This window comes from Cellulomonas sp. HZM (assembly GCF_000708885.1).
GTDB lineage: Bacteria > Actinomycetota > Actinomycetes > Actinomycetales > Cellulomonadaceae > Cellulomonas.
In genome coordinates this window covers 83992-99812 of the sequence record NZ_JEOE01000007.1, presented here as the reverse complement: position 1 = coordinate 99812, position 15821 = coordinate 83992, and the positions used below count along the sequence as shown (strand labels likewise).

The 15821-nt window shown below is 74.4% G+C and carries 14 protein-coding genes, 1 tRNA gene and 1 riboswitch; of the genes, 11 read left to right on the top strand and 4 right to left on the bottom strand.

The annotated features are described in order from the left end of the window. Nucleotides 1-131 precede the first annotated feature (131 nt). Complete coding sequence (obgE, locus tag AW16_RS0106180; protein ID WP_029289055.1) at nt 132-1655, top strand: GTPase ObgE; 1524 nt, start codon at nt 132-134, stop codon at nt 1653-1655. A gap of 14 nt (nt 1656-1669) precedes the next feature. Next, complete coding sequence (gene proB, locus AW16_RS0106175; RefSeq protein ID WP_029289053.1) at nt 1670-2818, top strand: glutamate 5-kinase; 1149 nt, start codon at nt 1670-1672, stop codon at nt 2816-2818. Between the two features lie 76 nt (nt 2819-2894). On the opposite strand, the gene AW16_RS0106170 is transcribed toward proB, so the two are convergent. The 4 genes from AW16_RS0106170 to AW16_RS0106155 form a co-directional block, all read right to left on the bottom strand. Continuing rightward, nucleotides 2895-4541, bottom strand: a complete 1647-nt coding sequence (locus AW16_RS0106170; RefSeq protein ID WP_029289051.1) for an ABC transporter substrate-binding protein — start codon at nt 4539-4541, stop codon at nt 2895-2897. A 71-nt stretch (nt 4542-4612) separates the two neighbouring features. Next, nucleotides 4613-6340, bottom strand: coding sequence for an ABC transporter ATP-binding protein (locus AW16_RS0106165; RefSeq protein WP_081861491.1), 1728 nt, complete (start codon nt 6338-6340; stop codon nt 4613-4615). Continuing rightward, nucleotides 6337-7332: an ABC transporter permease gene (locus AW16_RS0106160; protein ID WP_029289048.1), complete on the bottom strand. Its 996-nt coding sequence runs from the start codon at nt 7330-7332 to the stop codon at nt 6337-6339. The genes AW16_RS0106165 and AW16_RS0106160 overlap by 4 nt, the downstream gene beginning before the upstream one ends. Further along, complete coding sequence (locus tag AW16_RS0106155) at nt 7329-8378, bottom strand: ABC transporter permease (RefSeq protein ID WP_081861490.1); 1050 nt, start codon at nt 8376-8378, stop codon at nt 7329-7331. Before AW16_RS0106155 ends, AW16_RS0106160 begins: the two co-directional genes overlap by 4 nt. Before the next feature lie 104 nt (nt 8379-8482). Further along, a riboswitch (SAM riboswitch) is annotated at nt 8483-8600 on the bottom strand. Nucleotides 8601-8814: 214 nt separating this feature from the next. Between AW16_RS0106155 and AW16_RS0106150 the strand changes: the two genes are divergently transcribed. The 9 genes from AW16_RS0106150 to AW16_RS0106110 all read left to right on the top strand — a co-directional run bounded on the left by AW16_RS0106150 (nt 8815) and on the right by AW16_RS0106110 (nt 15690). After that, nucleotides 8815-9216: a rhodanese-like domain-containing protein gene (locus AW16_RS0106150; protein WP_034648192.1), complete on the top strand. Its 402-nt coding sequence runs from the start codon at nt 8815-8817 to the stop codon at nt 9214-9216. After that, nucleotides 9213-10559 (top strand): amidohydrolase, encoded by a 1347-nt coding sequence (locus AW16_RS0106145; protein WP_029289043.1) that lies wholly within the window; start codon nt 9213-9215, stop codon nt 10557-10559. Before AW16_RS0106150 ends, AW16_RS0106145 begins: the two co-directional genes overlap by 4 nt. 76 nt (nt 10560-10635) lie before the next feature. Beyond that, nucleotides 10636-11964 (top strand): glutamate-5-semialdehyde dehydrogenase, encoded by a 1329-nt coding sequence (locus AW16_RS0106140; protein ID WP_029289041.1) that lies wholly within the window; start codon nt 10636-10638, stop codon nt 11962-11964. Between the two features lie 58 nt (nt 11965-12022). Beyond that, entirely contained in the window at nt 12023-12178 is a 156-nt protein-coding gene (locus AW16_RS18575) for a hypothetical protein (protein WP_197021569.1), read from the top strand. 22 nt (nt 12179-12200) lie between these two features. Next, the gene (gene nadD, locus AW16_RS0106130; RefSeq protein ID WP_029289039.1) at nt 12201-12797 is read left to right on the top strand and encodes a nicotinate-nucleotide adenylyltransferase; all 597 of its coding nucleotides are present in this window, start codon (nt 12201-12203) and stop codon (nt 12795-12797) included. A 752-nt stretch (nt 12798-13549) separates the two neighbouring features. Then, entirely contained in the window at nt 13550-14413 is an 864-nt protein-coding gene (locus tag AW16_RS18350; RefSeq protein ID WP_156044067.1) for a hypothetical protein, read from the top strand. A gap of 20 nt (nt 14414-14433) precedes the next feature. Next, the gene (gene rsfS, locus AW16_RS0106120) at nt 14434-14826 is read left to right on the top strand and encodes a ribosome silencing factor (protein ID WP_029289035.1); all 393 of its coding nucleotides are present in this window, start codon (nt 14434-14436) and stop codon (nt 14824-14826) included. Next, nucleotides 14823-15512 (top strand): histidine phosphatase family protein, encoded by a 690-nt coding sequence (locus AW16_RS0106115; RefSeq protein WP_029289034.1) that lies wholly within the window; start codon nt 14823-14825, stop codon nt 15510-15512. Before rsfS ends, AW16_RS0106115 begins: the two co-directional genes overlap by 4 nt. 102 nt (nt 15513-15614) lie before the next feature. Beyond that, nucleotides 15615-15690: transfer RNA gene (locus tag AW16_RS0106110), tRNA-Ala, on the top strand. The last annotated feature ends 131 nt before the right edge of the window (nt 15691-15821 follow it).

Genomic DNA, 15821 nt, shown 5'->3' with positions numbered 1-15821 from the left:
ACGATCGTCGCGCGAGCGGCGGTCACCAGACTCGAGCGAAGGGGCGCACCGGTGCGGTGCGCCCCTTCGCCGTGTGATCATCCGAGTACCGGCCGCCGCCGTCGAGCGTGCAGGCCTGAAGGAGGCAAGCCGTGGCGACGTTCGTCGACCGGGTCGTGCTGCACGCGACCGGCGGTAACGGGGGGCACGGCTGCGCGTCCATCCACCGCGAGAAGTTCAAGCCGCTCGCCGGCCCCGACGGAGGCAACGGCGGCGGCGGTGGTTCCGTCGTGCTCGAGGTCGACCCGCAGGTCACGACGCTGCTCGAGTTCCACCACCTGCCGCATCGCAGCGCACCCTCGGGCACGCAGGGCATGGGCGACCACCGTGCGGGCAGCACGGGCGCGGACCTGGTGCTGGGGGTGCCGGACGGCACGGTCGTGAAGTCGCCTGACGGCGAGGTGCTCGCGGACCTCGTCGGCGTCGGTGCGCAGTTCGTCGTGGCCGCGGGCGGGCGCGGTGGGCTCGGCAACGCCGCGCTCGCGTCCCCGCGCCGCAAGGCACCCGGGTTCGCGCTGCTCGGCGAGCCGGGCGACACCCAGGACGTCGTGCTCGAGCTCAAGACGATCGCCGACGTCGCGCTCGTCGGCTACCCCAGCGCGGGCAAGTCGAGCCTCGTCGCCGCGATCTCGGCGGCGCGGCCCAAGATCGCCGACTACCCGTTCACGACGCTGGTGCCGAACCTGGGCGTCGTGCAGGCCGGTTCCACGCGGTACACCGTCGCGGACGTGCCGGGGCTCATCCCTGGTGCGTCGCAGGGCCGTGGGCTCGGGCTGGAGTTCCTGCGGCACATCGAGCGCTGCGCGGTCATCGTGCACGTGCTCGACTGCGCGACGCTCGAGCCGGACCGCGACCCGATCTCCGACCTGGACGTCATCGAGGCCGAGCTCGCCCACTACGCGGGGGACCTCGGCATCGAGGGGGGGCGAGTACCGCTCACCGAGCGACCGCGCATCGTGGTGCTGAACAAGATCGACGTGCCCGAGGCGCGCGACCTGGCCGACCTCGTGCGCCCCGAGCTCGAGGCGCGTGGCCTGCGCATCTTCGAGATCTCCACCGCGTCGCACGAGGGGCTGCGGCCGCTGACGTTCGGGCTCGCGGAGCTCGTCGAGACGTCGCGGCGCGAGGCCCCGGCGCCCGGGGCGACGCGCGTGGTGCTCCGGCCCAAGGCCGTCGACGACGCGGGCTTCACGGTGAAGCGGCGCGAGGGCGGCGGCGCGGTCTGGTTCGCGGTGCGGGGCGAGAAGCCCGAGCGCTGGGTGCGGCAGACCGACTTCTCGAACGACGAGGCCGTCGGCTACCTCGCGGACCGGCTCGCACGCCTCGGCGTCGAGGAGAGCCTGTTCAAGGCGGGCGCGGTCGCGGGCGACGAGGTGCGGATCGGTCCCGACACGAACGCCGTCGTGTTCGACTGGGAGCCCACGCTGATCACGGGCTCGGAGCTGCTCGGCGGACCGCGCGGCACCGACCTGCGGCTCGAGGACCGTTCGCGCCCGACGCGCGGCGAGAAGCGGACCGAGTACAAGGACCGCATGGACGCCAAGGCGGCTGCGCGCGACGAGCTGTGGACCGAGCGCGAGCAGGGCCACTGGGCGGACCCCGCGTCCGACGACTGACCGGGCGCGGCACAATGCGGCACGTGAGTGTCGCAGCCCTGCTCGAGCGCCGGCAGCTGCCGGACGCCGCCCGCGTCGTGGTCAAGGTCGGCTCGAGCTCGCTCACGGGCCCGGACGGTCGGCTCGACCCGGACCGCCTGCGTGCGCTCGTCGATGTCCTCGCGGCGCGGCGTGCCGCGGGCGGCCAGGTCGTGCTCGTGTCGTCGGGCGCGATCGCGGCGGCGATCGGGCCGCTCGGACTCGGGTCCCGGCCGCGTGACCTGGCGACGCAGCAAGCCGCGGCCAGCGTGGGGCAGGGTCTGCTCGTCGCGCACTACACGCGCGCGTTCGCGGACCACGGCCTGCGCGTCGGCCAGGTGCTCCTGACGGCCGACGACACCGTGCGCCGCACCCACTACCGCAACGCGCACCGCGCGCTGCAGCGGCTGCTGGACCTGGGTGTCGTCCCGGTCATCAACGAGAACGACGCGGTCGCGACCGACGAGATCCGCTTCGGGGACAACGACCGCCTCGCGGCGCTCGTGTCGCACCTGGTGCACGCCGACGCTCTCGTGCTGCTCACCGACGTGGACGCGCTGTACACGGGTCCGCCGAGCCGGGCGGGCTCGCGGCGCATCGAGCGGGTCGACGGGCCGGCCGACCTCGACGGGGTCGACGTGGCGTCGCGGGGGAGCGCCGTCGGGACGGGCGGCATGATCACCAAGCTCGACTCGGTGGCGATCGCGACCCAGTCCGGCATCCCCGTGGTGCTGACCTCGGCGGCGCAGGCCGCGGCGGCGCTCGACGGTCAGGACGTGGGCACGTGGTTCGCCGTGACCGGCCGGCGCACGTCGGTGCGGCTGCTGTGGCTCGCGCACGCCGCGAAGGCGCGCGGGCGCCTGGTGCTCGACGAGGGCGCCGTGCGGGCGGTCGTCGAGCGGCGGACGTCGCTGCTGCCCGCGGGCGTCACGAGCGTCGAGGGCGAGTTCGAGGCGGGCGACCCGGTGGAGCTCGTCGGGCCGGACGGCACGGTCGTCGCGCGCGGCCTGGTGGCCTACGGGTCCGACGAGGCGCCGCGCCTGCTGGGGCGCGCGACCTCCGCGCTGCGCGCGGAGCTGGGCCCGGGCTACGACCGCGAGCTCGTGCACCGCGACGACCTCGTCCTCGTGCGCCGCCGCCGCTGAGCGCCTCGCGTGCCGTGCCGACGACGAAGGGCGGAGGCACGCGCCCCCGCCCTTCGTCGACCGTGCCGCCGGTGTGTCAGCCGATCCAGGCCGTGTTCAGCTGGTCGAGCCGCGAGTCGGCGCCGAGCGCGACGCCGTGCACCTTGGTCGCGAGACCCAGGTACGTCGTGAGCTCGTGCACCGGCAGGACCCAGTGCTGCGTGACGAGGCGCTCCTGCGCCTGGGCCAGGATCTCGTCACGCTTCGTGGTGTCGCTCGTCGCGAGCTGGTCCTGCAGCAGCTTCTCGAGCGTCGGGTCGTCGAGCTTGTAGAAGTTCGTCGCCTCGACCGAGTACTGCGTACGCAGGACGTCGCCGTCGGCGCGCGACAGGTTGCCCCACACGAGGTCGAAGTCGCCGCTCGCGAGCTTCTGCTGGAAGTCCGGGACGGTGCCCGACCACAGCTTCACGTCGATGCCGACGGCCTTGAGCTCGGACTGGACGAGCTCGACCGAGGTCTGGTTCGGCGAGAAGTTGGTGATCCAGACGAGGACGGGTGCCAGGCGCTTGCCGTCCTTCGCGTAGATGCCGTCCGCGCCCTTCGTCCAGCCGTCCGCCTCCAGGACCGACGCGGCCTTCGCCGGGTCCGTCTGGATGTGTGCGCTCTCGTCCGCGACGCCGGGTGTCGTGCTGGCGAGCGGACCCTTCGCGACGGCGAACCCGTCGGTGAGGGCGGTGTCGCGGATCTCGGTGGGGTTCACCGCGAGGGCGATCGCCTCGCGCACCGCGGCGTCCTTGCCGATCTCGGACGCGCCGTTGAAGGTGAGCCCGAACGTGACGCCGGGGTTGGCGCGGTGCACCAGGTCGAAGCCGCCACCCTGCAGCGTGGCGATGTCGGTGGGCTGGACGCCGCCGATGACCTGCACCTGACCGGACTCGAGGGAGCCGGTGCGGACGCTCGCCTCCGGGGCGACCTGGAACGTGACCTTCGTCAGGTGCGCCCGGCCGGCTCCGCCGCGACCCTCCGGCCCCCACGCGTACCCGTCGCGTGCCGTGAGCACCGTCTCGGTGTCCTTCGTGTAGTGGTCGAGCACGAAGGGTCCGGTCCCCACGACGCCGTGGCCGCTCGCACGCTCGTCGAACGGGATCTTCAGCGTGGAGTCCGCGACGATGCCGAACGCGGGCGACGTCGTGGCCTGCGGGAACGCGGCGTTCGGGGTGGCGAAGTCGACCTCGACCGTGTGCTCGTCGGGTGCCGTGACCTTCGTGAGCCCGACCAGGTTGGCGGCGGCCGAGCTCTTGGCGCCCGCAGCCACGAGGTCGTCGAGGTTGGCCTTGACGGTCGCGGCGGTGAGCAGCGTGCCGTCGGAGAACGTGACGCCGTCACGCAGCGTGAACGTGAACTGCGTGGCGTCGTCGTTGCTCTTCCAGGACGTCGCGAGCCACGGCTCGAGCGAGCCGTCGGCGGGGTCCTGCCAGAGCAGGGAGTCCACGATCTGCCGCGTGACGTACAGCGTGTCGTTGCCGGAGCCGATGCCGGACGGGTTGACGGAGATCGGGTCGTTGCCGATCGCGAAGGTGAGCTCGCCCCCGTCGACCGGCGCGGCGGACGACGATGCCGACGACGACGAGGTGGGGTCTCCCGACGTGGAGGAGGACGTGCTGCACGCGGTGAGGGCGAGACCGACGATCGCGACGGCGGCGACGGCGCGCACGGGACGGGGGAGCAGAGGACGGACGGACATGGTGTCTCCAGGGTGATAGGGGGGTGGGGCGGCTCAGGGCCGCGGGCGGCGACGGCCGGGACAACAGGCGGTCATCGCTCACCTCCCTCGTCCGGTGCCTCGCTGGGTGTTGCGCCCGATACGGCGCCAGGTACGGCGCCCGGTACCGAGTCCGGTGCGGCGTCGGGTGCTCCGACCCGCACGCGTGCGCCCGGGATCGCCGCGAGCAGCTCGCGCGTGTACGGGTGCTGCGGCGACGCGAAGACGTGCTCGACGTCGCCGGTCTCGACGACGCGGCCGTCGCGCAGGACGACGACCTCGTGCGCGACCTGCCGCACGACCGCGAGGTCGTGCGAGATGAACAGGTACGTCACGCCGAGCTCGCGCTGGAGCGCCGTCAGCAGGTCGAGGATCTGCGCCTGCACCGAGACGTCGAGGGCCGACACGGGCTCGTCGAGCACGACGATCTCGGGTCGCACCGACAGGGCTCTGGCGATCGCGACCCGCTGGCGCTGCCCGCCGGACAGCTCGGCGGGCCGGCGCTGCAGCACGGACGCAGGCAGCGCCACGAGGTCGACGAGCTCGGCCGCGCGGGTGGCCTGCTCGCGGCGGCCTCCGACCCGGAACGCGCGCAGAGGCTCGGTCACGATGCGCTGCACCGACCACCGCGGGTCGAGCGACGCGTAGGGGTTCTGGTACACGACCTGCACGCGACGGCGCAGCGCCCGCAGCGCGGAGCCGCGCGTGGCGCTGACATCGACGCCGTCCAGCAGCACGCTGCCCGACGTGGGGTCCGTCAGCCGCAGCGCGAGCCGGGCCGTCGTGGACTTGCCCGATCCGGACTCGCCGACGAGCGCGAGCGTCCGGCCCCGCGGCACGGCGAACGAGACGTCGTCGACCGCGCGCAGCGTCCCGCCCCCGCCCGACCGGGGCAGCGGGTAGTCCTTGACCAGCCCGCGCACCTCGAGAGCCGGCGGTGCGGGCGCGGGCGCTCCGTGCACGAGGCGCGCGCCGCGCAGCGAGGGTGCGGCGGCGAGCAGCGCCTTGGTGTACTCCTCGCGCGGGTCGCCGAGCACCTCGTCGGGGGTGCCGCTCTCCACGACGCGTCCGCGGGACATGACGACGATCCGGTCGGCCCGGTCCGCCGCGACGCCGAGGTCGTGCGTGATGAGCAGCACGCCCGTGCCGGTCTCGCTCGTGAGCTCCTCGACGTGATCGAGGATCTGGCGCTGCACCGTCACGTCGAGCGCGCTCGTCGGCTCGTCGGCCACGAGGAGCCGCGGACGCGCGACGAGCGCGATCGCGATGAGCACGCGCTGGCGCATGCCGCCCGAGAGCTCGTGCGGGTACTGGCGGGCACGCACCTCCGGCTGCGGGAGCCCCGCGCGGCGCAACGCCTCGACCGCCTCGATTCCGGCGACCCGACGGTCTGCGAGACCGTGGATCCGCAGCACCTCCGCGACCTGCTCGCCGACGCGCTTGACCGGGTTGAGCGAGACGGTGGGGTCCTGGGGCACGAGCCCGACGAGCAGGCCGCGCACCTGCTGCAGCGTCCGCGGCGAGGCGTGCGCGACGTCGTGACCCAGCACGTCGATCCTGCCGCCCTCGATGCGGGCCGCCGGCGCCAGCAGGCGGACGACCGCCGCGGCCGTCGTCGACTTGCCCGAGCCAGACTCGCCGACGAGCGCGACGGTCTCGCCGGCGTCGACGTGCAGCGACACGTCCCGCACGGCCGCCACCGCACCGTGCCGCGTGCGGTAGGACACCGCGAGGTCCTCGACGGTCAGGAGCCGCTCGGACCGCTGGTCGGTGGCGGTCATCGGGCCCTCCCGGGGTCGCCGTCGAGCGCTCGGGAGATCCGGCCGGCGGCCAGCACGGTGGCGACGATCGTGAGGCCCGGCAGCGTGGTCAGCCACCACGACGTGCGCAGGTAGTCGCGGCCGCCCGCCACGAGGGCGCCCCACTCGGGTGCCGGCGGCGGCTCGCCGTAGCCGAGGAACGAGAGCGACGAGACGGCCAGCACGGCGGCCCCCAGCTCGAGCGCGGCGAGCACGACGACCGGCCCGATCGAGTTCGGCAGGACGTGCCGCCCGAGCACGGTCCACCAGCGGCTGCCGCCCGCGTGCGAGGCCTCGACGAACACCGAGGTCCGCACCCGGAGCACCTCGGAGCGCATGATGCGCGCGACCGACGCGACGTTCGCGAGGCCCACGGCGATCGCGACGTTGACCGTCCCGAAGCCCAGCACCGTGATGAGCGCGAGCGACAGCAGGAGCGCCGGGATCGAGAGCAGGACGTCGACGACGCGCATCGCGACGTCGTCGACGACGCCACCGACGAATCCCGCGACGAGCCCGACGACCGCGCCCACGACGAGCCCGACGGCCACCGCGACGAGCGCCGCCTCGAGCGTCAGGTGGGTGCCGTGCACGACGCGCGTGTACAGGTCCCGCCCGAGCTGGTCGGTGCCGAACCAGTGCGCGGCCGACGGCGGCTGCAGCTTGTCGGCGGGCACGCCCTCGAGGGGGTCGCCGGGGGCCAGGACGGTCGGGGCGAACGCTGCGAGCACGACGAGCGCCGACCACAGCAGCGCGAGCACCAGGGCGGGCCTGCGGACGATGTCGTCGAGCCGTGATCTCCACACGGAGCGGCGGACGAGCGCGCCGTCGCGCTCGGCGACGGCGTCCGCGAACCGATCGGTCGCCGTGGTGGCGAACTGGTCGGCGCGCGCGTCGGGGTCGAGCGCCGTGGGGACGAACCCCTGTGGTTCGCGGCCGCCGCGGTCGGTGGTGAGGGAGTCGAGAGTGCTCATCGGGCGCCTCCTGCCGAGACGGGCTCGCGGTCGACGGGGGAGCCGGTGGCCCCGGGCTCGTCGTCCGTGGTGCTCGCCGCGGTCGCCGGGACCGTCGTGCGGCTCACGCTGCTCCTGGCCCCGGTCACGATCCGCGGGTCCAGGACCGGGTACACGAGGTCCACGAGCAGGTTGACGAGCACGTAGACCGTCGCCGCGACGAGCACGACGCCCTGCACCACGGGGATGTCCTGCGCCGCGACCGACGTCGCGGTGAGCCGCCCGATGCCCGGACGCGAGAACACCGTCTCGGTCACGACCGCGCCCGAGAGCAGGCCGCCGACGACCAGGCCGGTGACCGTCAGGGCGGGCAGGGCGGCGTTGCGCAGCGCGTGCCGAAGGTGGACGCGGGCGCGGCCGGCGCCCTTGGCGAGCGCCGTGTCGACGTACGGCTCGCGCAGGGTGTGCAGCAGGCTCCGCGACAGCATCTGCGCGATGACCGCCGACGTCGGCACGGCGAGCGTGATCGCCGGGAGGACGGCTGCGGCCGCTCCCTGGTTGCCGAGCGCGGGGAAGATCGGGATCTCGAAGGAGAACCACTGCACGAGCGTGAGGCCGAGCCAGAAGGACGGGATCGCGACGCCGAGCGGCGGCAGCGAGAGCAGGAAGCCGGACAGGCGTCTGCTGCGCGTGCCGGTCGCGACGAGCGCGAGCGTCGTGCCCGCGACGACCGCGAGGACGAGTGCGGCGCCGGCGATCTGCAGCGTGGGTGGGAGCGCGTCGGCCAGCAGGGTGGTGACCGGCTGCTTGCTGACCACCGACGTGCCGAGGTCGCCGTGCAGCGCGTGCCCCAGCTGCGTGAGGTACTGCACGACGAGCGGCTGGTCGAGGCCGTACTGCTGACGCAGCTGGTCGAGCTGCTCGGGTGTGACGTCGCTCGACTCGCCGCCGTACATGATCGACACCGGGTCGCCGGGCAGCGCGTACAGCACGAGGAACGAGACCGTGTACGCCGCCCACAGCACGAGGACCGCCAGGCCGAGCCGTCGCAGCACGTACCGGGTCACGGTCGTGCCGTCCTCGGTCGTGGCTGCCTCGGTCGTGGCTGCCTCGGTCGTGCGAGAGCTGGGCGCATCGGGGCTCCTCGTTCGGGACGCGCGTTGGCGCGTCCGGTGCGTGCTTGCACGGTCGGCGAACGCCGGCCGTGCCTGGTCGTCACCTGGAGCACCCCGCCACGTCCGGAGGGTTGCTGCCCGACCAGCCAGGGCTTGTCGTCGGGTCTCGAGACCGGACGCAACGTAGAAATGCCGACCGATCCGGTCAACGATTCGACCGGAACGTCTCAGCATCCGGTCGCGACGTCGCGGACTGCGCGGCCGACCTCGCGCCTGCGTGCGTGCCGTCTCGATTCGTGAGAGGGCCCGTGGCGCCCGTTGACCGGGTCCGGGCACGTTCCTACGTTCAGCCGCCGAGCCGGGGGCCGAACCACCGAGAGGAACCGCCATGACCAGCACCGCACCCGCCCACGACCTCACCATCGAGGAGGCCACGGCGCTCGCGCCGTCCGTCGACGCCGTGCACGCCGCGGCGCGCGTCGCCGACGGAGCGCTGCTCGTCGACGTGCGCAGCGCGGCGGGCCGCGAGTCCACGGGCTCGATCCCGGGCGCCGCTCTCGTCGACCGGTACACGGTCGACGAGACGTTCGACCTCGCGTCGGCCACGAAGGTCACGCCCGCGCTCTCGCTCGACACGCCGATCGTCGTCGTGTGCGGCTCGGTCCGCGGCTCCGGCCCGGTCGCGGCGGCCCTGCGCGCGAAGGGCTTCACGAACGTCGTGCACGTCGAGGGCGGCGCGGCGGCCTGGCGCGACGCCGGCCTGCCGTTCGAGCCCGGCACCGCGCAGTGACGGCGGAGCCGGTCAGCACGGCGTTCCTCGACGAGCTGCGCGACGTCACCGAGCGCCGCCGCGCCGCATTCGTCCCGCTGACCTCGGCGTTCGCCGGTGCGTCGGATGGCGACGTCGCACGGGTGCGGGCCGCGGCGAGCGCCGGTGAGGGCGCCGCTCTCGGGCTCGCGCACGCCGTGCACGGCTACGCCGAGGAGGCGTTCCGCGAGGTGCGGTCGGTCGCCGCGGTCGCCGAGCTGCTGCGCTCGGCGGGCGTCCCGGCCGTCGTCGGTACCCACGGCCTCGCGACGTCGCTGCGCGCGGGTCTCACGTCGCACGGCCCCGACGACGGCACCGTGGTCGACGGCCCGACGATCGCGATCCTCGCCGAGTACGACGCGCTGCCGGGCATCGGCCACGCATGCGGCCACCACCTCATCGCAGCCGCCGCGACGGGGGCGTTCCTCGCGCTGCACCGGGCGGTGGCCGACGGGCTGCGGTTCGACGGGCGCGTGCTGCTGCTCGGCACGCCCGCGGAGGAGGGGGCGTCGGGCAAGGAGGTCCTGGCGCGTGCCGGCTTCTTCGACGGCGTCGACGCGGCGATCATGGTGCACCCGTTCGGCTACGACGTCGTCGACCACCCGTTCCTGGGCCGCCGGCAGCTGCGCGTGAGCTACCACGGCGTCGCCGCGCACGCCTCGGCGAGCCCGTTCATGGGACGCAACGCGCTCGACGCGGTCGCCCTGAACTACCAGGCCGTCGGGCTGCTCCGCCAGCACATCCCGCCGAGCGACCGGGTCCACGGGGTCGTCCGCGAGGGCGGGGACCGGCCCAGCGTCGTGCCCGAGCGCGCGTCGGTGGAGTACTACGTCCGCTCCGCGAGTCCCGCGACGCTCAAGGACCTCAGCCGACGGCTCGAGGACGTCGCGCACGGCATCGCGCGCGCCACGGGGACCACCGCGCAGCTCGACTGGGACGCCGCCCCCTTCACGCTCCCGGTGCGCACCAACGGTCCGCTCGCCGCGCGGTGGGCGACGCACCAGGCCGCACAGGGTCGGACCGCGCTCGCGGGCGGGGTGGTGCCGGAGATCCTCGCTGCGTCGACGGACTTCGGGAACATCAGCGTCCGGATCCCGGGCATCCACCCGATGATCGCCGTGAGCGACCCGGACGTCGCGCTGCACACCCGCGAGTTCGCCGACGTCGCCGCGGGCCCGCGCGGGGACTCCGCGGTGGTCGACGGCACGGTGGGGCTCGCGCTGACGGCCCTGGACTGGCTCGCGGACCCCGCGCTGCGCGCCGCGGTGCTCGCGGACTTCGAGGCGTCCGGGGGCGCGCTCGACGTCGCCGGGTACTTCTCGTGACGTGCCGTCGCACGGGCCTCGGGCCGCACCGCGGACGCCCCGCCCGTGGTGCTCGTCGTCGGACTACCCTGGCCGGATGACGACCTCCCTGGACCTCCCCGTCGGCGCGTCGAGCGGCACCGCCGCGACGCCGCCTGCCGTGGACGTCCGTGAGGCGGTCGAGCAGGTCGCCCGGCGCGCGAAGACGGCGTCCCGCCGCCTCGCGACGGCGACGAGGGCGACGAAGGACGCGGCGCTGCTCGCGCTCGCGGACGCGCTGGTCGCCGCGACCGACGAGATCCTCGCCGCGAACGCGACCGACCTGGCGCGGGGGCGCGACAACGGCATGAGCAGCGGGCTGCTCGACCGGCTCGCGCTCACCCCCGAGCGCGTCGCGTCCATCGCGGACGCGCTGCGCGAGCTCGCCGGCCTGCCGGACCCGGTGGGGGAGGTCGTGCGCGGCTCCACGCTGCCCAACGGGCTGCGCCTGCGCCAGCTGCGGGTCCCCATGGGTGTCGTCGGGATGATCTACGAGGCGCGCCCCAACGTCACGGTGGACGCCGCGGGCCTCGCGCTCAAGAGCGGGAACGCGGTGATCCTGCGCGGCGGGTCGGCGGCGGCCGCGAGCAACGAGGTGATCGTGCGCGTGCTCGCGGACGCGCTCGAGGCCCAGGGCCTGCCGGGCGCGCTCGTGCAGTCGATCGACGCCTACGGCCGCGAGGGCGGCGTCGCGCTCATGCGCGCACGCGGTCTGGTGGACGTGCTCGTGCCGCGCGGCGGTGCGGACCTGATCCAGACCGTCGTCCGCGAGTCGACCGTCCCGGTCATCGAGACGGGCGTCGGCAACGTGCACGTCTACGTCGACGAGAGCGCCGACCTGGCGATGGCGCTGCCGATCCTGCTCAACGCGAAGACGCAGCGCATCGGCGTGTGCAACGCGGCGGAGACGCTGCTGGTGCACCGCGCGGTCGCGCACGAGTTCCTGCCGGTCGCCATCGCGACGCTCGCGGACGCAGGTGTCACGGTGCACGGCGACGCGACGACGCTCGCGCTCGCGCCCGACGACGCCCCCGTGGTTCCCGCGACGGACGAGGACTGGGCGACCGAATACCTGTCGCTCGACCTGGCGGTGCGCGTCGTCGACGACCTGGACGAGGCGATCGAGCACATCCGCACGTGGTCGTCGGGTCACACCGAGGCGATCGTCACGCGGGACCTCGCGGCCTCGGAGCGGTTCGTCGCGGAGGTGGACTCGGCCGCCGTGATGGTCAACGCCTCGACGCGGTTCACCGACGGCGGTCAGCTGGGCCTGGGCGCGGAGATCGGCATCTCGACGCAGAAGCTGCACGCGCGCGGGCCGATGGGCCTCGCCGAGCTCACCACCACCAAGTGGGTCGTCCACGGCGACGGCCACGTCAGGCCCTGAGCGCACATCCCCGCGTGCGACACTGTCCCTCATCCCGTCACCATCTGGAGGAGTTCCCGTGCACGTTGCGCTGGCCGCAGCCGCAGAGCAGGCCGCCGAGCACACCAACGAGCTGCCGTTCCCGCCGGTCGTCTTCGGCCTCGCGGCCTTCGGTGGGCTGATCGCGATGCTGCTCGTCACCTACGCGTTCCGCAGCGTGGGCTCGCGTCACTGAGCGCGTGCCGGATCCCGGCGAGATGACCGCACCGCGTCCCCGGCTCGGGGTGATGGGCGGGACGTTCGACCCCATCCACCACGGCCACCTGGTCGCGGCGTCGGAGGCGGCGGCCCGGTTCGACCTCGACGAGGTCGTGTTCGTGCCGACCGGCCGACCCACGTTCAAGCTGCACCAGGACGTGACCGTCGCGGAGCACCGCTACCTGATGACGGTGGTCGCGACCGCGTCCAACCCGCGCTTCACGGTGAGCCGGGTCGACATCGACCGCGACGGTGTGACGTTCACCGTCGACACACTGCGGGACCTCTCGAAGCAGCGCCCGGATGCCGATCTGTTCTTCATCACGGGTGCGGACGCGGTCGCGCAGATCCTGTCGTGGAAGGATGCTGGGGAGCTGTTCGACATGGCGCAGTTCGTGGCCGTGAGCCGGCCCGGGCACACGCTGTCGGTCGACGGCCTCCCGGGGGACCGGGTGCACGTGCTCGAGATCCCCGCGATGGCGATCTCCTCGACGGACGTGCGTGAGCGGGCGCGGCAGGGCGCACCGGTCTGGTACCTGGTGCCGGACGGGGTCGTGCAGTACATCGGCAAGCACAGGTTGTATCGAGGTAAGTGATGAGTGAGACCGGAGAGCGGCGACGTCGTCGTGACCTCCACCGCGGCGACGGTGAGGGGACGGCGGCCCAGCCTGTCGTGCCCACGACCGGTGACGCTACGCGGACGGGTGCCGGGCCGACGAGCGTGCCCGGTACTCCGACGAGTGCCCCGGCAACCGGTGGCGTGCCCGTGCCCGGGTCACGTCGCGCGATGCGCGAGGCCGCGGCGTCCGCCGCGCAGCCGACGGTCGCCCCGGCGCAGCCGGTGGCGAGCCGACCCGCGGCGACCCCGTCGCCTGCGGTCCGCCCTGCCCAGGGCTCCGCAGCCCAGCCCGCTGCGGCTCCGGGCGCCGCGGGACCGCGCGGCGCAGCTGCTCCGTCGCGTGCGGCGGCCGCGCCGACGAGCCGGGCGCAGTCCCCGTCCGCGTCGCAGCCCGCCCCCCACTCCGCGCAGCGTCCCGTCCCCGCGACCGGGTGGCAGCCGACGCAGCCCTCGGCTCCGGCACGCCCGTCCGCAACGCCCTCCGCGCCCGCTGGGTCCCAGGACGCTCCCGCCGCCGCGCCGACGACCGCGCCGTCGTCACGTGCGACACCCCAGTGGTCGGTCGCGTCCTCGCCCCAGGCGGCGCCGACGGCGGAAGCCGCTCGTGCGCGGCGCTCGACGCGGGACACGCTCGACCCCACGAGCTCGCGACCGACGGCCGCACCGCATACGCGCGGCACCCCGTCGTGGTCCGCCCCGACTCCGCGGGTCCCGCAGGACTCCCGGTCCGTGAGCCCTCAGGGCGCCCCGGGCGCGTCGTCGGTGCAGCACGGCGCGGGTCCGGCCCGTCCCGACCAGGTCCCGGCGCAGCCCGGACCGGCGTCCTGGGCGCCAGCGGGCACGGGACCGTCGCGCTCGTCGTGGCAGCCGACGCCCTCCGACGCGTCGTCGGGGGCACCCGCCCGCCAGTCCGCGGTGGGCCGCTCGTCGGGTGCCCCGGACGCGATCTCGCGCCCCGGTCGTCCTGGCGCCACACCCCCGTCGCACGAGGCGGCCCGCCCGCAGGCGTGGAACGGCGGCCAGGCGACCTGGTCGGCGGCGGCGGCCCCTGCAGCACCGGCCGCCACCACGACGACGCAGGGCGGCGCGACGACGGCAGGCACGACGTGGCCCGCCGCGCCGCAGAGCCCGACGACGACGCAGCCGGGAGCCCCGACGCAGCTCACCCCGCGCGCGGCCCCGCCCCGGGTCCCGGGCGCGACATCGGCGTTCGCGACGGCAGCGCCCGCGCCGGCCGCACCCACAGCCGCGGACCCGCCGACCGTGGCGCCCGTCGGGTCGCCCGCGTCCGACGAGGTCGCGGACCTCACACCGTCATGGGCCCCGGTCGAGGCTGCGTCGGGCGACGTGCCCGCACCGTGGAGCCCGCCCCCGGTGGTCGCGACGGACGACGAGGACGAGGTCGACGAGCGCGAGCTCCGCCCGCGTCACCCGTACACGTGGCTGCACCTGCTGGTACTGGCGCTGGTGGCGTTCGTGCTGGGCTTCCTCGTCATGCTGCTCGTCATCAACGGGCGCTCCGACAACGGCGCGGCCCCCGTGCACGCCGACCACTCCACGAGCGCGGCCGCACGCGCCGGCTCGTCCACCTGACCCCTGACCCGAGGAGACCTGTGCCCGCCACCGAACGTGCCGTGGAGCTCGCCGTCGCGGCGGCCCGCGCCGCATCCGACCTCAAGGCGCAGGAGATCATCGCGCTCGACGTGAGCGAGCAGCTGGTGCTCACGGACGTGTTCCTCATCGCGTCCGGCACCAACGAGCGACAGGTCGGCGCGATCGTCGACGCGGTCGAGGAGGCGCTGTTCCACCTCGGTGCCAAGCCGGTGCGCCGCGAGGGCAAGTCGGCGGGCCGCTGGGTGCTGGTCGACTTCGGTGACGTCGTGGTGCACGTGCAGCACGCGGAGGACCGCGTGTACTACGCGCTCGAGCGGCTGTGGAAGGACTGCCCGCTCATCGAGCTGCCCGCGGACGCGCGCGGCTCCGACGAGCCGGCCGACTCCGAGTGAGCGCCGGCACGCTGCTGCTGTGGCGTCACGGCCGCACGGCGTACAACGCGGCTGCCCGCCTGCAGGGTCAGATCGACATCCCGCTCGACGACGTGGGCCGCTGGCAGGCGCGCACCGCCGCGGCGCAGATCGTCGAGCGCTACGAGCCGACGCACATCGTCGTCTCGGACCTCGGTCGCGCGGTCGAGACCGCGTCGTTCCTGGCGCGCGCCGCGGGCATCGAGGCGGTCGTCGACCCTCGTGTGCGTGAGCGCGCGTTCGGGGAGTGGGAAGGCCTGACGCACGACGAGCTGGCGGGCCGTTGGCCGGAGGCTTTCGAGGCGTGGCGCACGGGCAGCGACCCGGCGGGCGTCGGCGCGGAGACGCGCGCGCAGGTCGCCGAGCGTGCGCGCGAGGCGATCGAGGAGCACGCCGCCTCGCTGGACCGCTCGGACACGCTCGTCGTCGTCTCGCACGGTGCCGCGATCGGTGTCGCCGCCGCGGCGCTGCTGGGCCAGGAGCCCCACTGGCGTGGCCTGCAGGGCATGCACAACGCGCACTGGGCGGAGCTGCGCCCCTCGTCGGGCGACCCGTCCTGGCGCATGAGCGGCTACAACCTGGGCCCGAGCCACTCGGTGCGCAGCTGGAACGAAGGGCCGTCGGTGCCGGCGGAGCAGGCCGACGAGGAGACCCGCGACCCGTCCTGACCGGCTCCCGATCCCCGTCCGGGACCATCCGGCACCGGATTGGCGTCCGGGGCCATCCGTCGCCTAGACTCACCAGGCGCCCGCAAGGGCGAGCAAACCTTCGGGGCTGTGGCGCAGCTGGTAGCGCACCTGCATGGCATGCAGGGGGTCAGGGGTTCGAGTCCCCTCAGCTCCACCATCTGACGAGGCGGGACATCGGTCATCCGGTGTCCCGCCTCCTCGTCTCGCCGCCGATGCTCCGCAGCGGCACTGGGCCCAAACTTCACCCGATCGCCATCCCGGCATACCCGGCCGTTCGGTGACGTGGGC